This window comes from Kitasatospora sp. NPDC001261, from assembly GCF_042896795.1.
In the GTDB taxonomy this organism is placed as follows: Bacteria; Actinomycetota; Actinomycetes; order Streptomycetales; family Streptomycetaceae; genus Kitasatospora.
Map to the genome: position 1 here is coordinate 173,395 of NZ_JBIAXP010000001.1, position 18,737 is coordinate 192,131.

General features: G+C 71.2%; 18 protein-coding genes and 1 riboswitch. Of the genes, 9 read left to right on the top strand and 9 right to left on the bottom strand.

The window, feature by feature from the left end; all coding sequences use genetic code 11:
- The 3 genes from ACFY4B_RS00810 to ACFY4B_RS00820 all read right to left on the bottom strand — a co-directional run bounded on the left by ACFY4B_RS00810 (nt 1) and on the right by ACFY4B_RS00820 (nt 3,279).
- On the bottom strand, nt 1–1,383 hold the full coding sequence (locus ACFY4B_RS00810) for an aminotransferase class V-fold PLP-dependent enzyme (RefSeq protein ID WP_049651833.1): 1,383 nt from the start codon (nt 1,381–1,383) through the stop codon (nt 1–3).
- 51 nt (nt 1,384–1,434) lie between these two features.
- Nucleotides 1,435–1,553, bottom strand: a riboswitch (SAM riboswitch).
- A 108-nt stretch (nt 1,554–1,661) separates the two neighbouring features.
- The gene (gene trpD / locus ACFY4B_RS00815; RefSeq protein ID WP_107086441.1) at nt 1,662–2,738 is read right to left on the bottom strand and encodes an anthranilate phosphoribosyltransferase; all 1,077 of its coding nucleotides are present in this window, start codon (nt 2,736–2,738) and stop codon (nt 1,662–1,664) included.
- 115 nt (nt 2,739–2,853) lie between these two features.
- Nucleotides 2,854–3,279 carry a hypothetical protein gene (locus ACFY4B_RS00820; protein ID WP_049651834.1) on the bottom strand — a complete coding sequence of 142 codons (426 nt, stop codon included), beginning with the start codon at nt 3,277–3,279 and terminating at the stop codon, nt 2,854–2,856.
- A 396-nt stretch (nt 3,280–3,675) separates the two neighbouring features.
- Between ACFY4B_RS00820 and ACFY4B_RS00825 the strand changes: the two genes are divergently transcribed.
- The 5 genes from ACFY4B_RS00825 to ACFY4B_RS00845 all read left to right on the top strand — a co-directional run bounded on the left by ACFY4B_RS00825 (nt 3,676) and on the right by ACFY4B_RS00845 (nt 8,488).
- A complete protein-coding gene (locus ACFY4B_RS00825) occupies nt 3,676–4,296 on the top strand; it encodes a heme-copper oxidase subunit III (protein ID WP_049651835.1) in 621 nt (206 codons plus the stop codon).
- Between the two features lie 187 nt (nt 4,297–4,483).
- Entirely contained in the window at nt 4,484–5,293 is an 810-nt protein-coding gene (locus ACFY4B_RS00830; protein ID WP_049651836.1) for a c-type cytochrome, read from the top strand.
- Nucleotides 5,294–5,301: 8 nt separating this feature from the next.
- The gene (locus ACFY4B_RS00835; protein WP_049651837.1) at nt 5,302–6,354 is read left to right on the top strand and encodes a ubiquinol-cytochrome c reductase iron-sulfur subunit; all 1,053 of its coding nucleotides are present in this window, start codon (nt 5,302–5,304) and stop codon (nt 6,352–6,354) included.
- The gene (locus tag ACFY4B_RS00840) at nt 6,351–8,012 is read left to right on the top strand and encodes a ubiquinol-cytochrome c reductase cytochrome b subunit (RefSeq protein ID WP_074000891.1); all 1,662 of its coding nucleotides are present in this window, start codon (nt 6,351–6,353) and stop codon (nt 8,010–8,012) included. The genes ACFY4B_RS00835 and ACFY4B_RS00840 overlap by 4 nt, the downstream gene beginning before the upstream one ends.
- Before the next feature lie 104 nt (nt 8,013–8,116).
- Nucleotides 8,117–8,488 (top strand): GntR family transcriptional regulator, encoded by a 372-nt coding sequence (locus tag ACFY4B_RS00845; RefSeq protein WP_074000890.1) that lies wholly within the window; start codon nt 8,117–8,119, stop codon nt 8,486–8,488.
- Nucleotides 8,489–8,517: 29 nt separating this feature from the next.
- Here the strand turns inward: ACFY4B_RS00845 and ACFY4B_RS00850 are convergent, their stop codons facing one another.
- The 4 genes from ACFY4B_RS00850 to coxB all read right to left on the bottom strand — a co-directional run bounded on the left by ACFY4B_RS00850 (nt 8,518) and on the right by coxB (nt 13,011).
- Entirely contained in the window at nt 8,518–9,774 is a 1,257-nt protein-coding gene (locus tag ACFY4B_RS00850) for an Ig-like domain-containing protein (protein WP_117487459.1), read from the bottom strand.
- Nucleotides 9,775–9,962: 188 nt separating this feature from the next.
- Nucleotides 9,963–10,385, bottom strand: coding sequence for a cytochrome c oxidase subunit 4 (locus ACFY4B_RS00855; RefSeq protein WP_049651840.1), 423 nt, complete (start codon nt 10,383–10,385; stop codon nt 9,963–9,965).
- Nucleotides 10,385–12,160, bottom strand: coding sequence for a cytochrome c oxidase subunit I (gene ctaD / locus ACFY4B_RS00860; RefSeq protein WP_074000888.1), 1,776 nt, complete (start codon nt 12,158–12,160; stop codon nt 10,385–10,387). Before ctaD ends, ACFY4B_RS00855 begins: the two co-directional genes overlap by 1 nt.
- Nucleotides 12,157–13,011: a cytochrome c oxidase subunit II gene (coxB, locus tag ACFY4B_RS00865; RefSeq protein ID WP_387966142.1), complete on the bottom strand. Its 855-nt coding sequence runs from the start codon at nt 13,009–13,011 to the stop codon at nt 12,157–12,159. The genes ctaD and coxB overlap by 4 nt, the downstream gene beginning before the upstream one ends.
- A gap of 368 nt (nt 13,012–13,379) precedes the next feature.
- On the opposite strand from coxB, the gene ACFY4B_RS00870 reads away from it, so the two are divergent.
- Nucleotides 13,380–14,906 carry a cysteine desulfurase/sulfurtransferase TusA family protein gene (locus tag ACFY4B_RS00870; RefSeq protein ID WP_387966143.1) on the top strand — a complete coding sequence of 509 codons (1,527 nt, stop codon included), beginning with the start codon at nt 13,380–13,382 and terminating at the stop codon, nt 14,904–14,906.
- Here ACFY4B_RS00870 and ACFY4B_RS00875 read toward each other — a convergent pair.
- Nucleotides 14,899–15,876, bottom strand: a complete 978-nt coding sequence (locus ACFY4B_RS00875; RefSeq protein ID WP_049651843.1) for a carbohydrate kinase family protein — start codon at nt 15,874–15,876, stop codon at nt 14,899–14,901. The two genes, ACFY4B_RS00870 and ACFY4B_RS00875, sit on opposite strands and share 8 nt — an antisense overlap.
- Nucleotides 15,877–16,148: 272 nt before the next feature.
- On the opposite strand from ACFY4B_RS00875, the gene ACFY4B_RS00880 reads away from it, so the two are divergent.
- Both ACFY4B_RS00880 and ACFY4B_RS00885 read left to right on the top strand, forming a co-directional pair.
- Nucleotides 16,149–16,355, top strand: coding sequence for a hypothetical protein (locus ACFY4B_RS00880; RefSeq protein WP_049651844.1), 207 nt, complete (start codon nt 16,149–16,151; stop codon nt 16,353–16,355).
- A gap of 132 nt (nt 16,356–16,487) precedes the next feature.
- A complete protein-coding gene (locus tag ACFY4B_RS00885) occupies nt 16,488–17,180 on the top strand; it encodes a hypothetical protein (protein ID WP_074000887.1) in 693 nt (230 codons plus the stop codon).
- A 74-nt stretch (nt 17,181–17,254) separates the two neighbouring features.
- On the opposite strand, the gene erpA is transcribed toward ACFY4B_RS00885, so the two are convergent.
- Nucleotides 17,255–17,608: an iron-sulfur cluster insertion protein ErpA gene (gene erpA / locus ACFY4B_RS00890; protein WP_049651846.1), complete on the bottom strand. Its 354-nt coding sequence runs from the start codon at nt 17,606–17,608 to the stop codon at nt 17,255–17,257.
- A 245-nt stretch (nt 17,609–17,853) separates the two neighbouring features.
- Between erpA and ACFY4B_RS00895 the strand changes: the two genes are divergently transcribed.
- On the top strand, nt 17,854–18,717 hold the full coding sequence (locus ACFY4B_RS00895) for a GNAT family N-acetyltransferase (RefSeq protein WP_074001184.1): 864 nt from the start codon (nt 17,854–17,856) through the stop codon (nt 18,715–18,717).
- The last annotated feature ends 20 nt before the right edge of the window (nt 18,718–18,737 follow it).

The following is an 18,737-nucleotide window of genomic DNA, read 5'->3' on the forward strand; positions in this document are numbered from 1 at the left end:
TCAGCCCTCGGCGCGCCGGCCCCGCTCGACCTGCACGGTGGCGACGCAGCGCCCGCCCTCGTTGCGGTAGTTCCACGCCGCACCCTCCGTGACCAGCTCCCGGACGGCGGTCAGGAAGCGGTCGACGTGCTCGTCCGGCGTCCCGGCGCCGAAGCTCACCCGGATCGCGTTCAGGCTGCGCTCGCCCGGCAGCGACGGCTCGGGCGCACCACACTCGGACGGTGCCTCGTCCTCGTCGCCCAGCAGCGTGCGCACCAGCGGGTGGGCGCAGAACAGGCCGTCGCGCACCCCGATGCCGTACTCGGCGGACAGCGCGGCGGAGAAGTGCGAGCTGTTCCAGTCCCGGACGACGAAGGACAGCACGCCCACCCGGGCGGAGCCCTCGCCGAACAGGTTCAGCACCTTGACCTGCGGGATCTCGGCCAGCCCTGCCGTCAGCCGGGCGATCAGCTGCTGCTCGCGGGCCTCCAGCCCGTCGAAGCCGGCCTCGGTCAGCGCCCGGCAGGCCGAGGCGATCGCGTAGGCGCCGATGACGTTCGGCGAGCCGGCCTCGTGCCGGGCCGGGCCGGTGTGCCACTGCACGGCCACCGAGCCGTCGGCCTCCCGGGCCACCGTCCGGGTCGCCCCGCCGCCGGCCAGGTACGGCTCGGCCGCGTCCAGCCAGTCCGCCCGGCCGGCCAGCACCCCGGCGCCGAACGGCGCGTAGATCTTGTGGCCGGAGAAGGCGATCCAGTCGACGTCCAGCTCGCGCACCGAGACCCGGTGGTGCGGCGCCAGCTGGGCGGCGTCCAGCACCACCCGGGCGCCGTGCCGGTGCGCGGTCGCGGTCAGCTCGGCGACCGGCCACAGCTCGCCGGTCACGTTGGAGGCGCCGGTGACGCAGAGCAGCTTGGGGCCCTCGGGCGCCTCGGCGAGCGCGGCGTCCAGCGCGGCCACCGCCTCGGCCCGCGAGCGCGGCGCCCGCAGGTAGGTGACGTCCAGTCCGGCGTGCGCCCAGGGCAGCAGCGAGGCGTGGTGCTCGGTCTCGAAGGCGAACACCCGGGTGCCGGCCGGGACGGCGGAGGCCAGCAGGTTGAGCGAGTCGGTGGTGGCCCGGGTGAAGACCACCTGGTCTCCCTCGCGCAGGTCGAGGAACTCGCCGACGGTGCGGCGGCTCTGCTCGAACAGGTCGGTGGACAGCTGGGAGAGGTACCCGGCCCCGCGGTGGACGCTGCCGTAGTACGGCGCGTAGGCGGCGACGTCGTCCCACACCCGCTGGAGCGCCGGCGAGCTCGCCGCGTAGTCGAGCGCCGCGTAGCCGACCTTCTCACCGCTGGCGAGCGGGACCTGGACGTCGGCGCCGAGGACGGCGAGCGGGGTGCGGATTTCGGTGGCCAGAGACATGGGGATGCACTCCTTCTGGGGCAAGGGACCCCGGGAGTGCTAGTCGTCGGGCGTCCGCGCTTGTCGCACGGACGGCTTGCCGTGACGACCCGGTCCTCACCCAGGGCACCCCGCCACGGACGGAGGGTTGCCGGACAGCCAGCTGGGGCTTGGCGCTGTCACTCATGACCTGGCGAAGACTCTAGGCCTGGTCCACCGGGTGGTCAAACGGGCATCCAGCATCCGGACAGCACGGGAGCCCGCACCGGCGTACCGGCACGGGCTCCCCAACTGCCGCCTCAGGCCCGGCTGGTGGCCTCCGACCAGCGCCGCAGCAGGTCCTGCGCGGCACCGGAGTCGATCGCCTTCGCGGCCCGCTCCATGCCGGCCGCCAACTGCTCGGTGAGCGGCGCGTCGCCCAGCTCCAGCGCGACCAGCGCCGCCGCCGTGTTCAGCAGGACGGCGTCCCGCACCGGCCCGTGCTCGCCGGCCAGCAGCCGCCGCGCGACCTCGGCGTTGTACGAGGCGTCCGCCCCGCGCAGCGCCTCGATGCCGACCAGCTCGATGCCCACGTCCCGCGGGTCGAAGGTGGACTCGGTGACGACCCCGTCGCGCACCAGCCAGACCTGCGAGGTGGTGGTGATGGTCAGCTCGTCCAGCCCGTCGTCGCCGCGGAAGACCAGCGCGGTGGCGCCCCGCCGGGCCAGCACCCCGGCGATCAGCCCGGACAGCCGGGTGTCGAAGCAGCCGATGGCGTGCGCGGTGACCTTGGCCGGGTTGGTCAGCGGACCGAGGATGTTGAAGGCGGTCGGCACCCCGAGGTCGCGCCGCGCGGTGGCGGCGTGCCGCATCGAGGGGTGGAACTTCGCCGCGAAGCAGAAGGTCAGCCCGACCTCCTCGGCCACCTCGGCGACCCGCCGGGGGGAGAGGTCCAGCGCCACCCCGAGCTTCTCCAGCACGTCCGAGGAGCCGCTGGTCGAGGAGGCCGACCGGTTGCCGTGCTTGACCACCTTGGCGCCGGCGGCCGCCGCGACGATCGCCGACATGGTGGAGATGTTGACGGTCTTCGCCCGGTCCCCGCCGGTGCCGACGATGTCCACCGCCGGGCCGGGGATCTCCAGCGGTTCGGCGTGCGCGTACATCGCGTCGACCAGGCCGGCGATCTCCTCGACCGACTCGCCCTTGGCCCGCAGCGCGATCATGAACCCGGCCACCTGGACGGGGGACGCCTCGCCGCTCATGATCCGGTCCATCGCCCACGCGGTGGACGAGCGGTCGAGGTCCTCCCCCTGCAACAGTGCCGCCAGGAGGTCCGGCCAGGTGCGGACCACCTGCGCGGGGTCGCTACCGCCGTTCGCAGGGTTCACGTTCACCATGGCTGACTCCAGCTGTTGTCGGTTCCCCGCTCCGGGGACGTCCGTACGGATGGAGCCAGCCTATCGAGCGGAGCGCCCGCTTCTACCCCTGTCTTTCCTACTCCTGGCGCGGATTTCAGCGGACGGCCGGAGTCCGCTTCGCCAGCCGGTCCCGCAGCAGGGTGGCGACCGCCCCGGCCAGCGCCACCGGCTCCACCGGACGGGAGATCGCGGCGTCGGCCCGGCTCCAGGCGGCCAGCCAGGAGTCCTGCGGCCGGCCGATCAGCACCAGGACCGGCGGGCAGCCGTAGATCTCGTCCTTGAGCTGGCGCCCGAGGCCCAGCCCGCCGGCCGGAACGGCCTCGCCGTCCAGCACGCAGAGGTCCACTCCCCCCTTCTCCAGTGCCTTGAGCACCGCGGGGGTGGTCGCGCACTCCAGGTAGGACAGTTCCGGAAGGTCCTCGGCAGGGCGGCGGCCGAGCGCCGTCAGCACCTGCTCGCGGGTGTTGCGGTCGTCGCTGTAGACGAGGACGGTGAGCGTCTCATCGGTCGTGTACGCCATGGGCCCTGCTCCCTCAAGTGTGATCCGGACCACGTTCGCCTGATCCGGATGCTACTCCCGATCACCCTCCGCCGAGTCCCCCTCGCGCACGTTCCTCCTCAAGCCACCGCGCCCTGGACTCACCCGCCTGGAGGACGGCCCGTCACCCGACCCCACCCGGTCCACCCGTACGGCTCACCCGGGCGCCTTCCCCCCTACCTCCCGCGGCTACTCCGACCGTGCACCGGCGCGCCGGGCAACGGGGTCCAGGCTCCTCCGAGGAACCATCAGAAAAGGGACACGCCGCTGCTCACCCCCCGTACGGACACCCCGTCGCCCCCCAAGCGGGCATACCGCACGCACCGGACACTCCGAGGGACACCCCCCGACGTGAAGACGGAATAAGGGACCGACATAATGTCCGTCGTGGCGACAGCAACAGCAGTAGAAACCGGGCACGCGCACGGATCGGTCAACCGGCCGAACATGGTCAGCGTCGGAACGATCGTCTGGCTCAGTTCCGAGTTGATGTTCTTCGCGGCCCTCTTCGCGATGTACTTCACGCTCCGCTCCGTCAAGGGGCCGGAGTTCTGGACCGAGAAGGCCCACGCCCTCAACGTGCCCTTCTCCTCGGTCAACACCACGATCCTGGTGCTCTCCTCGCTGACCTGTCAGCTCGGCGTGTTCGCCGCCGAGCGCGGAGACGTGAAGAAGCTCCGGGCGTGGTTCATCCTCACGTTCGCCATGGGCGCGGTCTTCATCGGCGGCCAGGTCTTCGAGTACACCGAGCTGGTCAAGAAGGACGGCCTGTCGCTGTCCTCCGACCCGTACGGCACGGTGTTCTACCTGACCACCGGCTTCCACGGGCTGCACGTGACGGGTGGTCTGATCGCCTTCCTGCTGGTCCTGGGACGGACGTACGCAGCCAAGCGCTTCACGCACGAGCAGGCCACCGCCGCGATCGTCGTGTCGTACTACTGGCACTTCGTCGACGTCGTGTGGATCGGCCTGTTCGCGACCATCTACCTGATCAAGTAACCAGCTGATCAGGTCGCTGGCCACCGGCTGCGGCCCCCGCCCTCACCGGCGACGGGCCGCTTCTGCCGGTGCCGACGCTCCCACCGACCGACCGCGCGCGCAGCCCTAGACAGGCAGCCTCGTGCCGGCCAGACCGGCCGCCGGGTGCACCCACCAGTCGACCAGATCCTGACACCGGGGTTATTCCGTGAAAAAGCTCTCCGCACGACGGCGCCACCCATTGGCGGCGCTGGTCGTCCTACTTCTCGCCCTGGCGGCAACCGGGGGGCTGTACGCCGCGTTCGCGCCCGCCGACAAGGCGCAGGCCGACGTCGCCGCGCAGTCGCTCGCGATCGATGAGGGCAAGAAGCTCTTCGCCGTGGGCTGCTCCTCCTGCCACGGCCTGAACGGCCAGGGCAGCAGTGACGGTCCGAGCCTGGTCGGCGTCGGCTCCGCCGCTGTCGACTTCCAGGTCGGCACCGGCCGCATGCCGGCCCAGCAGCCCGGCGCCCAGGTCCCGCGCAAGAAGAACATCTACTCGCAGGCGGAGATCGACCAGCTCGCCGCCTTCGTCGCCTCCCTCGGTCCCGGCCCGGTGACCCCGACGGAGGAGCAGTTCACCTCGACCAACCCCGAGGACGTCTCCAAGGGTGGCGAGCTGTTCCGCACCAACTGCGCCCAGTGCCACAACTTCGCCGGCCAGGGTGGTGCCCTGACCAAGGGCAAGTACGCCCCCTCGCTGGAGGGCGTGGACGCCAAGCACATCTACGAGGCCATGCAGACCGGCCCGCAGAACATGCCGTCGTTCCCGGACACCACCATGCCCGAGGAGCAGAAGAAGCAGATCGTGGCCTTCGTCCGCCACACCACCAACGATGAGCCCAACCCCGGCGGTCTCACCCTGGGCAGCCTCGGTCCGGTGACCGAGGGTCTGTTCGGCTGGATCTTCGGCCTCGGCACGCTCATCGCGGTCGCGATCTGGGTCGCCGCCCACACCACCAAGGCCAAGAAGTCATGAGCCACGACATGTCAGAAGAGAAGCTCCCGGAGCCGCACGGCTCCGCCGGCGAGGTGGCCGACCACGGCAGCCCGTTCGCCGACCCGGGCCTGCCGGCCCACGAGCCCCGTCGCACCGACATCGACGAGAAGGCCGCGTCGCGTGCCGAGCGCCAGGTCTCGCTGATGTTCGTGGTCTCGATGCTCGCCACCGTCGGGTTCATCGCCTCGTACGTGGCCATCGACCCGGACAAGATCGTCTACATCTTCCCGCTCGGTCACGTCAGCGCGCTGAACTTCGCGCTCGGCCTGACCCTGGGCGTCGCGCTGTTCATGATCGGCGCGGGTGCGGTCCACTGGGCCCGCACGCTGATGTCGGACGTCGAGCTGCCCGCCGAGCGTCACCCGATCGAGGCCTCCGACGAGGTCCGCAACGACGTCATCGAGCAGTTCAAGACCGGTGCCGCCGAGTCCGGCTTCGGCCGCCGCAAGATGATCCGCAACACCCTGATCGGCTCCATGGCGCTGGTCCCGCTCTCCGGCGTGGTCCTGCTCCGTGACCTTGGCCCGCTTCCCGAGAAGAAGCTCAAGGAGACCGGTTGGAAGGAGGCGACCGAGACCAAGCCGCTGCAGCTCATCAACATGAACACCATGCAGCCGATGAAGCCCGAGGACATCATCGTCGGCTCGCTCACGTTCGCCATGCCGGAGGGCCTGTCCACGCACAGCGAGGACTTCCAGCAGCGGATCGCCAAGGACGCCCTGATGCTGGTCCGCATCGCGCCCGAGGACATCAAGGACGACAAGTCCAAGGAGCTGGGTTTCGAGGGCATCCTCGCCTACTCCAAGATCTGCACCCACGTCGGCTGCCCGATCAGCCTGTACGAGCAGCAGACCCACCACGCGCTCTGCCCCTGCCACCAGTCGACCTTCGACCTGGCGGACGGCGCCCGCGTGATCTTCGGCCCGGCCGGCCACCCGCTGCCGCAGCTGAAGATCATCACTGACGAGAAGGGCAACCTGGTCGCCACCGGCGACTTCGCGGAGCCCGTCGGCCCGAGCTACTGGGAGCGTGCTCGATGAGTAGCGCGAGCAGCACCACGACCGGTGCCGCCAAGCCCTCCAGCACGCGTGAAAAGCCCGCCAACAAGTGGGAAGCCGCGGCTGACTGGACTGACGGCCGGCTGGGGATCTACTCCCTCGCCAAGGCCAACCTGCGGAAGATCTTCCCGGACCACTGGTCCTTCATGCTGGGCGAGATCTGCCTCTACACCTTCGTCATCATCATCCTGACCGGTGTCTACCTGACGCTGTTCTTCAAGCCCTCGATGGCCGAGGTCGTCTACGACGGCTCGTACGTGCCGCTCAAGGGCATCCCGATGTCGGAGGCCTACGCCTCCACGGTGGACATCAGCTTCGAGGTCCGCGGCGGTCTGCTGATCCGGCAGATCCACCACTGGGCCGCCCTGGTCTTCGTGGCCGCGATGCTCGTCCACATGATGCGCGTGTTCTTCACCGGCGCGTTCCGCAAGCCGCGTGAGATCAACTGGGTCTTCGGCTTCCTGCTGCTGATCCTGGGCATGTTCGACGGCTTCTTCGGCTACTCCCTGCCGGACGACCTGCTGTCGGGCACCGGTATCCGCTTCATGGAAGGCGCGATCCTCGCCGTCCCGCTGATCGGCACCTACGTCCAGATGTTCCTGTTCGGGGGCGAGTTCCCCGGCCACGACATCGTGCCGCGGTTCTTCACCATCCACGTGCTGCTGATCCCGGGCATCATGCTCGGCCTGCTGGTGGCCCACCTGATCCTGGTCTTCTACCACAAGCACACCCAGTGGGCGGGCCCGGGCAAGACCGAGAAGAACGTCGTCGGCATGCCGCTGATGCCGGTCTACATGGCCAAGGCCGGTGGCTTCTTCTTCCTGGTGTTCGGCCTCATCGCCGTCATCTCGGCGATCGCCACGATCAACCCGATCTGGGCGTACGGCCCGTACCGTCCCGACCAGGTGTCCACGGACGCCCAGCCCGACTGGTACATGGGCTTCTCCGAGGGCCTGATCCGGATCATGCCCGGCTGGGAGATCAGCGTCTGGGGCGGCCACACCCTCAACCTGGGTGTCATGGTCCCGCTGGCGATCTTCCCGCTGGTCCTGGTCTCGATCGCGGCCTACCCGTTCATCGAGGGCTGGATCACCGGCGACAAGCGCGAGCACCACATCCTGGACCGCCCGCGCAACGCCCCGGTCCGCACCGCCCTGGGCGCCGCCTGGATCAGCCTCTACCTGATCCTGCTGATGGCCGGTGGCAACGACCTGTTCGCCACCCACCTGCACCTGTCGATCAACTCGGTCACCTACTTCGTCCGCGTCGGCTTCTTCGTCGTCCCGGTCGTCGTCTTCATCATCACCAAGCGCTGGTGCCTCGGCCTCCAGCGCCGTGACAAGGAGAAGGTGCTGCACGGCCGCGAGTCGGGCGTCATCAAGCGCCTGCCGCACGGCGAGTTCGTCGAGGTGCACACCCAGCTGCCGCAGAAGGACCTGTACAAGCTCACCGCGCACGACCAGAACCAGCCGGTCGAGCTGCCGGCCCAGACGGACGAGAACGGCGTGGCCCGCAAGGCCGGCGTCGTCACCCGCACCCGGGCCAAGCTCTCCCGCGGCTTCTACGGCGAGGGCAGCCAGATCCCCAAGCCGACCGCCGAGGAGCACCACGAGATCACCAGCGGCCACGGCCACCACTGATCCCGTAGGCACCACCGCGTCACCCCGAGGGCCGCTGACCAGAGTTCTGGTCGGCGGCCCTCGGGCTTTCCCGTACCCGCCGCCCCGCGTCCTCAGGAGCCCCCGTGCAGCTGTCCGTCGACCCCGCCTCGGCCACTCCCCCGTACGAGCAGATCCGCGCCCAGATCGCCGACCGGGCCCGCTCCGGCGAGCTGCCGACCGGGCTGCGGCTGCCCACCGTCCGCGCCCTGGCCGAGGAGCTGGGGCTGGCGGCCGGCACCGTCGCCCGGGCCTACCGCGAACTGGAGGCGGACGGCGTGGTGGAGACCCACGGCCGGCGCGGCACGCTGATCGCCGCCACCGGGGACGCCGCGCACCGGCTGGCCGCCGAGGCCGCCGCCGAATACGCCGCCCGGGCGAGCCGCCTGGGCGTCTCCCGCGCGGAGGCCCTGGCCGCCGTGGACACCGCCCTGCGGCTGGCCTACCCGCAGGGCTGAGCGCCCCCCGGAGGGGGCCTCAGGGGGTCTCAGAGCTCGGGGCGGACCATCCCGGCGGCGGGGGCCTGGGAGGCCGGTGCGGTGGTGCTGACGGGCTGTCCGGAGGCACTGTGCTTGACCCAGTCCGTCCAGGCGATGTTCCAGTCCCCGAAGCCGTTGCCGAAGGGCTCCATCCGGCCGCCACGGCTGTTCACCACCGTCACCAGGTCCCCCACCCGGGTGTGCTGGAAGAACCACTCGGCGTTGCCGGTGCTCATGCCGGTACAGCCGTGGCTGACGTTCTCGACGCCCTGCGAGCCGACCGACCAGGGCGCCGCGTGGACGTACTCGCCGCTCCAGGTCACCCGGGTGGCCCACAGCACGTCGAGGTCGTAGGACTCCGTGCTGCCCGGCGCTATCCCGATCGTCTCGCCGTTCATCCGGACCGACCGCTCCTGGCCGAGCACCACCTTGACGCCGTTGCGGGTGTCGAAGCCGGGCTTGCCGGTGGTGACCGGGATGGTCCGCAGCGCCTCGCCGTCACGCTTCAGGGTGAGCTCGTGGGCGGCCGCGTCGATCACCGACTCCACCCGCTCGCCGATCCGCAGCTTCAGCGAGCTGCGGTCACCGCCGTACAGGCCGTCGGCGATCCGGCTGCCGGTGCCGTCGAAGGCCAGCGAGACGGTCGTCCCGGCCGGCCAGTAGTCCTCCGGACGGAAGTGCAGGTTCTTGTCGTCCACCCAGTACCAGGCGCCGGTGACGGCGGGCTGGGAGCCGACGGTCAGGGCGCGCTCGACCTCCTGGCGGGCCTGCGGGTCCTTCACCGCCTCGGAGAGCTCCACGGTGAGCGGCTGGCCCACCCCGTAGACGCCGCTGCCGGAGGAGTCCGGGCCGAGCTTGGCGGTGAGCAGGCGTTCGGCGGCGAGGGTGCTGAAGCTCGCGGTGGTGTCGCCGCGGCCGCCCTTGCCGTCGTCGGCGGAGATCCGCACCGTGTACGCGGTGGCGGCCTTCAGCCGGCCGGTGGTCTGCCAGCTGCGCTGGTCCTCGGCGAGCTTCCCGGCGACCACCCGGCCGTCCGGGCCGACCACGGTGACGTCGGTGAGCCGGCTGTCCTGGACGGCCGTCACGGTGACCGGCTGGGAGGGGTCGGCCTTGGCGTCCGCCGAGAGGTGGACCAGCGGGGCCGCGTCGACCCGGTGCGGTCCGACGGGCGCCTCGTCCCCGGCCGTGCAGCCGGCCAGCGGGGCCAGCACGGCGAGGGCCAGCGAGATGCCGCCGAGAGCTGCGATTCCGCGCCTGTCGGCCATGGCCGCCTCCGAAGGTTTCGCACGATTGATCAGATCGTAGGAACGCCCCCGGTGAAGCGACATCCGAGGGACATCCGGTTCACCCAGCTGAGTGAGGCCGTCATCCCGGGGACGCAGCGGCGTCCGGGAACGCGGCAGGGCCGGTCCCCCCGTACGGGAGGACCGGCCCTGGTGCACGAGCGCGAACCCTACTGGTTCTGGTTCTCGCCGCGGTAGAACTCGAAGACCCATCCGAAGATGCCGATCATGATGATCGGGGCGGCCCAGAACATCAGCCACCAGCCGAAGATCACGCCCAGGAAGGCGAGCGCGCCACCGAGCGCCAGCGAGAGCGGCTGCCAGCTGTGCGGGGCGAAGAAGCCCAGCTCGCCGGAGTCGTCCGCGACCTCGGCCTCGGGGTTGTCACCCGCGCCGCTGTCCACCCGGCGGGCGGTGAAGGCGAGGTAGTACCCGATGAAGGCGCACAGCGCGAAGGCCAGGAACAGCGCCGTGGTACCGGCGGCCTCCAGACCCGGGCCGTTGGTGTCGGAGTTGGTCCACAGGCCGTAGGTGATGGCCATGGCCAGCACGAAGACCGACAGGCCCAGGAAGATCTTTCCCTGTTCCTTCATCAGGCGTCGCCCTCCTTGTTGCCCTTGCCCAGCTTCGGGGCGTCGTACTTCGCCGGGGTCACGCCGGCGAGGTGCTTGGCCGGCTCACCGTGGTTCTCCAGGTAGTCCAGCGCGGCGATCTCCGGGTGGTGGAGGTCGAAGGCCGGGGATTCGGAGCGGATCCGCGGGAGGGTGAGGAAGTTGTGCCGCGGCGGCGGGCAGGAGGTCGCCCACTCCAGCGAGCGGCCGAAGCCCCACGGGTCGTCCACGGTGACCTTCTCGCCGTACTTGGCGGTCTTCCAGACGTTGTAGAGGAACGGCAGGATCGACAGGCCGAGCACGAAGGAGCCGATGGTCGAGACGGTGTTCAGGGTGGTGAAGCCGTCCGAGGCCAGGTAGTCGGCGTAGCGGCGGGGCATGCCCTCCGCGCCGAGCCAGTGCTGCACCAGGAAGGTGGTGTGGAAGCCGAAGAACAGCGTCCAGAAGGTGATCTTGCCGAGGCGCTCGTCCAGCATCTTGCCGGTCATCTTCGGCCACCAGAAGTGGAAGCCGGCGAACATCGCGAACACGACGGTGCCGAAGACCACGTAGTGGAAGTGGGCGACGACGAAGTACGAGTCCGAGACGTGGAAGTCGATCGGCGGGGAGGCCAGCAGGACACCGGTCAGACCACCGAAGAGGAAGGTGACCAGGAAGCCGACCGTCCAGAGCATCGGGGTCTCGAAGCTCAGCGAGCCCTTCCACATGGTGCCGACCCAGTTGAAGAACTTCACACCGGTCGGGACCGCGATCAGGAAGGTCATGAACGAGAAGAACGGCAGCAGTACCTGCCCGGTGACGTACATGTGGTGCGCCCACACCGTCACCGACAGACCGGCGATCGCGATGGTGGCCGCGATCAGGCCGGAGTAGCCGAACATCGGCTTGCGGCTGAAGACCGGGATGATCTCCGACACGATGCCGAAGAACGGCAGCGCGATGATGTACACCTCGGGGTGGCCGAAGAACCAGAACAGGTGCTGCCAGAGCATCGCCCCGCCGTTGGCCGGGTCGAAGACGTGGGCACCGAACTTGCGGTCCGCCTCCAGGGCGAACAGCGCGGCGGCCAGCACCGGGAAGGCCAGCAGGACCAGCACCGAGGTCAGCAGGACGTTCCAGACGAAGATCGACATCCGGAACATCGTCATGCCCGGAGCGCGCATGCAGATGATCGTGGTGATGAAGTTGACCGCACCGAGGATCGTGCCGAAGCCGGAGAAGGCCAGACCCATGATCCACATGTCGCCGCCGACGCCGGGCGAGTGCACCGCGTCGGACAGCGGGGAGTAGGCGAACCAACCGAAGTCGGCGGCGCCGTTCGGGGTCACGAAGCCGGCCACCGCGATGGTCGAGCCGAAGAGGTACAGCCAGTACGCGAACATGTTCAGACGCGGGAACGCCACGTCCGGTGCGCCGATCTGGAGCGGCATGATCCAGTTCGCGAAGCCGGCGAAGAGCGGCGTCGCGAACATCAGCAGCATGATCGTGCCGTGCATCGTGAACGCCTGGTTGAACTGCTCGTTCGACAGGATCTGGGTCCCGGGACGAGCCAGCTCGGCACGCATGACCAGGGCGAGGATGCCACCGATCAGGAAGAAGGCGAACGACGTGCCCAGGTACAGGGTGCCGATCGTCTTGTGGTCGGTGGTGGTCAGCCACTTGATGATGGTGGAACCCGGCTTCCGGGTCCGCTGCGCCCCGACCGTGACGGCATCGGCGCCCCCGCCGGCCGCGGCGGGCTCGTTGAGGATGGTCACTTCTCTTCACTTCCCATGCCGATGAGGCCGGAGGGCACCCAGCCGTTCTGGCCCTTGGCGCGAAGCTCGGCCAGGTGCTTGTCGTAGTCGGCGCGGTCGACGACCTTGACGTTGAACAGCATGCGCGAGTGGTCGACGCCGCAGAGCTCGGCGCACTTGCCCATGTACTCGCCCTTGACGGTCGGCGTGACCTCGAACTTGTTCACCACGCCCGGCACGACGTCCATCTTCATCATGAAGTTGACGGGCCAGAAGTCGTGGATGACGTCACGCGAGGTGAGGCGGAACTGCACCGACTCGTTGACCGGCAGCCACAGCGTCGGAACCTCCTTGGGGGTTCCGACGTCGTACGCGGCGTCCTTGTTGGCCGGGTCGGGGGTCTCGGTGTTCTCGTAGTTGAACGCCCAGCTCCACTGGAAGCCCACCACGTTGACGTAGTGCTGCGGCTTCTCGGAGGTGGCCGTCAGCTTCGACTCGTCGCGGGCGACGAAGTAGAAGAGGACCGAGACGATGATGATGGGGACCGCGGTGTAGAGCGCCTCGATGGGCACGTTGTACCGGGTCTGCGGGGGGACCTCCACACCAGTGCGCTTGCGCCGGTGGAAGATCACGCTCCAGATGATCAGACCCCACATCAGTACGCCGACCACCAGCGCCGCGATCCAGGAGCCCTGCCACATCTGGAGGACCAAGGGTCCTTCCTTGGTGACGGGGCTCGGGAGGCCAAGCCTGGGGAGGTCGTTGGCCGAGCAGCCGGTGGCGGTCGCGATGACGAGGCCCAGTGCCAGCGCCTGAGGCAGCTTCCGCCGCATCGTGCGCCGCGGCGAGCGGTCGGAGCCGTTGGGACTCACGTAGCGCCTTCCCGAAGTCTCGCCCGCCTTCGCGTCGCCCCGGGGAGGAGTGTGAGCCTCCCCGGCGACCCGTCCACGGGCACGGTTTGAATGCTTATGCGGGCCAAACCCTACTCCAGCCTTATGCGCTCCTGACGGGCAGCCCCCGGTAACGCGCCGCCCGCTAGCCCGATCAGGCCCGGTGGGGGCTGCGCCGCAGGTCATCGTAGGCATTCGAGGTCCGTACGCCCGATCGGGGGATGACCTCGGGCGACACCCGTGACGGCCCGTCGGGCGCGGACGAAGCGGACATTCGGGATGATCGACTGACGGCGGGTGAGCCGCGCGACCGACCGGGGACGCGGCCGGGTGTGTCGTTAAATGTGACCGTGTACTTCGACGCGGCCTCGACGGCCCCTCTGCACCCCGTCGCCCGGCAGGCGCTGACCGCCGCCCTGGACGAGGGCTGGGCCGATCCGGCCCGGCTGTACCGCTCCGGCCGGCAGGCCCGGATGCTGCTGGACGCCGCCCGCGAGACGGTGGCCTCGGTGCTGGGCACCCGGGCGGACGAGATCTCCTTCACCGCCAGCGGCACCCAGGCCGTCCAGCTCGGCCTGCTGGGCGCGCTGGCCGGGAACCGGCGGCGCGGCGGCCACTTCGTGCACTCCGCGGTGGAGCACTCCAGCGTGCTGCACGTCGCCGAACGCCACGAGGCCGCCGGGGGCGAGGTGTCGGTGGCGCCGGTCGACCGGGGCGGCCGGGCCGACCCGGCGGCCTTCGCCGCGCTGCTGCGACCGGACACCGCGCTGGCCGCACTGCAGAGCGCCAACCACGAGGTCGGGACGGTGCAGCCGGTCGGCGAGGTCGCCGCGCTGTGCGCCGGGGCCGGCGTCCCGCTGCTGGTGGACGCGGCGCAGAGCGCCGGTCGGGCGGACGTCCCGGCGGGCTGGTCGCTGCTGACCGCGAGCGCCCACAAGTGGGGCGGTCCGCCCGGGGTCGGGGTGCTGGCGGTGCGCAAGGGCGTCCGGTACGCCTCGCCGCTGCCGGCCGACGAGCGCGAGGGCGGCCGGGTGCCCGGCTACGTCAACGTCCCGGCGATCGTGGCCGCGGCCGCCTCGCTGCGCGCCGTACGGGCCGAGGCCGAGCGGGAGAACGCCCGGCTGCACGCGCTGGTGGAGCGGATCCGCACCCGGGTGCCGCGGCTGGTGCCCGAGGTCGAGGTGGTCGGCGACCCGGTGCGGCGGCTGCCGCACATCGTCACCTTCTCCTGTCTGTACGTCGACGGGGAGGTGCTGCTGACCGAGCTGGACCGGGCGGGCTTCGCGGTCTCCTCCGGCTCCTCCTGCACCTCGTCCACGCTGACGCCCAGCCATGTGCTGGCGGCGATGGGGGTGCTCACAGAGGGGAACGTCCGGGTCTCGCTGCCGTACGGGACGGCCGAGGCGGACGTGGAGCGCTTCCTCGCGGTGCTGCCGGACCTGGTGGCCGGCGTCCGGGCGCCGCTCGGGCTGGACCTGCCGGCTCCCGGGCCGGCGCCGGCCGCGATCGGGGCTGCGCCCCGAGCCGAAGGGCGCGCCGGTGCCGAAAGCGAGGAGCGACAAGCGACCGACGGAGGAGGGAGTGCCGGAGCGAGGAGCGTCGGCGCCGGGTCAGAGCGCCCGGAGGCGAGCGGGCGGGTCACGGTGATCGACGCGCTGGGGAAGCGCTGCCCGCTGCCGGTGATCGAGCTGGCGAAGCGGATCGGCGAGGTGCCGCCGGGTGGCACGGTCGTCGTGCTGGCGGACGACGAGGCGGCCCGGCTGGACATCCCGGCCTGGTGCGGGATGCGCGGACAGGAGTACGCGGGCGAGGCCCCGGCCGCCGAGTACGGCGGCGACCGGGGCTCGGCCTACCTCGTCGTCCGGCGGACTACTTGACCAGGCGGGCGCTGATCTCGGTGGCCGCCTCGGCGCCGTAGGCCTCCTCGAAGCGCTTCAGGAAGGCGGCCGGGCGCAGCTCGTACTCCTGGGTGCCGACGGTCTCGATCACCAGGGTGGCGAGCATGCAGCCGATCTGGGCGGAGCGCTCCAGGTCGAGGTCCCAGGACAGGCCGGCCAGGAAGCCCGCGCGGAAGGCGTCGCCGACGCCGGTCGGGTCGACCTTGGCCTCCTCCTTGGCGCAGCCGACCACGATCGGCGCCTCGCCCTTGCGCTCGATCCGGACGCCCTTGCTGCCCAGGGTGGTGATCCGGGTGCCGACGCGGGTGAGCAGCTCCTCGGCGCCCCAGCCGGTCTTGGTCTCGATCAGCGCGGCCTCGTACTCGTTGGTGAAGAGGTACGCGGCGCCGTCCACGATCTCGCGGATGTCCTCGCCCTCCAGGCGGGCCAGCTGCTGGGAGGGGTCGGCGGCGAAGGCGTAGCCGCGGGTGCGGCACTCCTGGGTGTGGCGGACCATGCCCTGCGGGTCGTCGGCGCCGACCAGGACGAGGTCCAGGCCGCCGACGCGGTCGGCGATCGGCTTCAGCTCGATGTTGCGGGCCTCGGCCATGGCACCGGTGTAGAACGAGGCGATCTGGTTGTGGTCCTCGTCCGTGGTGCACATGAAGCGCGCGGTGTGCCGGGTCTCGGAGATGTGGACGGAGTCGCAGTCCACGTTGTTGCGCTCCAGCCAGCTGCGGTACTCGGCGAAGTCCGCACCGGCGGCGCCGACCAGGACCGGGCGCAGGCCGAGCACACCCATGCCGAAGGCGATGTTCGGCGCGACGCCGCCGCGGCGGATGTCCAGGGTGTCGACCAGGAAGGACAGCGACACGGTGTGCAGCTGCTCGGCGACGAGCTGGTCGGCGAACCGGCCGGGGAACGTCATCAGGTGGTCGGTGGCGATCGAGCCGGCGACGGCGATACGCACGGGGGGTCTCCTCAGGGTGGCTGCGGGGCCAGCGGGCAGGCGGGGACGAACCCGCCTACGGTACCCGGCCCCGGGGAGCGCCCGGCAAGAGTGCCGCAAGTTGCCGCCCCACGGCCATGGTGGCACCCGTCGCCCTCCTCCGTGTACTACCTCCCGGTAGCACTGGTGGGCGGCCGGGCCCCTGCCTAGGGTCGGCCGTGGGGGGCCCGTCGTGCGGGCCCCGTCGTCGACCGCGGCAGCGTGGCCGCGGCCCTGGATCGGAGCGATACCGGATGATGACCGACCACTGTGCCCTGCCCGTCCTGCGGACCGAGGACGGCGAGACGCTCGACGCCCTGCTGGACTCCTCCCGGCGGCTGCGCCGGTTCTGGCCGCAGCTCGCGGCCGGCCCGGAGCCCGTCGCCCCCGCCTCGACCGGCTTCCGGGTGTCCTCCGGGGCCCAGCGGGTGGTCGCCGGGATGGCCGAGTACGGCTTCTGAGCCCGCCGGACCGGATCAGCCGCGCGCGGAACCGCCGCGGAACCACTGTGGAACCGGATCCGACCGGAGCACGTCACATCCGCGCGGAGCGGCGAGGAGGCGGCACCGCTGAACCCTCGGGAGGATGTGCAGATGGATCTGGAGACGATGCCCCGGCGCGGTCGGCGAGCGGTGGCCCTGACGGGTCTGGTGCTGGCGGCGGTGGTGACGGTGGCCGGCTGCGGCAGCGGCGGCGGCAAGCCCGCCTCGGACGCGGCGACGAGCGGCTCGGCCGCCGCGTCCGCCTCGGCCAGTGCCTCGCCGCCGGCCCCGGCGGACTCCGCGAGCCCGTCCTCGGCGGCTCCGACCGGGAGTTCCTCCGGGGCCGCGCAGCCGGCCCAGCCGCCGACCGGCTTCACACCCAGCCCGGCCTCGCCCCCGCCCGGGCAGCCGGCCCCGGCCACTCCCCCGGGCAACGGGATCGCGGTGGGCGAGCCGAACCCGAACGGTTCGGACGCGCCCGTCCGTCCGCCGGTCGCCTACCGGGTGGACGGCACCACCAAGCTGACCGTCTACTTCTTCGGCGGGGTCTGCACCACGTACGCGCTGAAGGCGGACGAGTCGCAGCCGGGCCGGGTGGACGTGCTGGTCGTGCCGGGCCCGCCCACCGTCCAGCCGGGGCAGGTGTGCAACGCGCTGGCCAAGCGGCAGTCGGTCGCGGCCGACCTGCGCTCGCCGCTGGCCGGGCGGACGGTGGTCGACAGGACGAGCGGTCAGGAGCTGCCGCTGGAGGGCGACCCGCACATGGGGCCGGACCCGGTCACCCCGGACGTCGCCGGGCGGTAGGCGCCGCGGCGCCCGCGGGCGGAAACGGAAAGGCGGCCCCGGGGATCACCCCGGGGCCGCCTTCCGCAGCGGGCTTAGCTGAACGAGTCGCCGCAGGCGCAGGAGCCGGTGGCGTTCGGGTTGTCGATGGTGAAGCCCTGCTTCTCGATGGTGTCGACGAAGTCGACGGTGGCGCCGCCCAGGTACGGGGCGCTCATCCGGTCGGTGACGACCTTGACGCCGTCGAAGTCCTTGATCACGTCACCGTCGAGCGAGCGCTCGTCGAAGAACAGCTGGTAACGCAGGCCGGAGCAGCCACCGGGCTGGACGGCGACGCGCAGCGCGAGGTCCTCGCGGCCTTCCTGCTCCAGCAGGGCCTTGACCTTGGCCGCGGCGGCATCGGTGAGGAGGATGCCACTCTCGACGGTGGTCTCGTCCTGGACGGTCATCTGCTTTCTCCCGGTCTTGACGACGGTCTGCCGCCAGTGCCAACCAACGGCCGTCCGGTTTCATTTCCCGGGCGGCGATCGATTTCTGCGGCCTGTTCGCGGCTGGTTGTCCGTAGGCCGGGTGTGCCACCCGCGTCCCCTACGCTCCCCATGCTCGCACACCCCCGGAGGGCCGGTCACCGCCCGAGGCACGGATCCGGGTGAACGGGCCCCACGGCCGCCCGTCGGACGCCAGGATGGTCGGCATGATCCTTCGCCAGGTCAGGGACACCGCAGCGGACGCGGAGGTCGTCCGGGAACTGTCCTTCGCCGCGTTCGCCGCACCGTCCGACGACCCCGCGCGGCCACCGCGGCCGACGCCGCTGCAGCTGGCCCGGACCAGGCACCTGGCGCGCACCGATCCCGGGGGCTGCTGGCTGGCGGAGAGCGGCGGGCAGGCGGTCGGGGTGGTGCTGTCGATGCGCCGCGAGGGCCTGTGGACGCCCTCGCTGTTCGCCGTCCGGCCGTCCGCGCAGGGCCGGGGGGTGGGGCGGCTGCTGTTCGAACGGGCGATGGCGCACGCCCGGGGCTGCCTGCGCGGGATGGTCTGCGCCTCCGGCTCCCCGGCGGCGGCCCGCCGCTACCGGCTGGCCGGGTTCACCCTGCACCCGGCGATGCGGCTGACCGGGACGGTGGACCGGCAGGGGCTGATCGATCCGGGCGACATACCGGTGCACCGCGGCAACGCCACCCACCTGCACCTGCTGGACTCGGTGGACCGCCGGCTGCGCGGGTCCGCGCACGGGCCGGACCACGAGCTGATGCTCGGGCACTTCGAGGAGCTGCTGGTCGCGGACGCGCTGGCCGGCAGCGGCTACTGCTACCGGGACGGCGGCACGGTGCGGCTGCTGGCGGCCACCAGCAAGCGGATCGGGGCCCGGCTGCTGCGCGAGGCGCTGGCCCGGGTGCCGGACGGGGCCGAGGCGCGTGTGGAGTACCTGACCGCCGAACAGGAGTGGGCGCTGGACGTCGGGCTGGAGGTCGGGCTGACGCCGGAGACCGGCGGCTTCGTCGGGGTGCGCGGGATGCGGCCGCCGGCGCCGTACCTGCCGAACGGGGCGTTCCTGTAGGCGGGCACGCGTACGGCCCC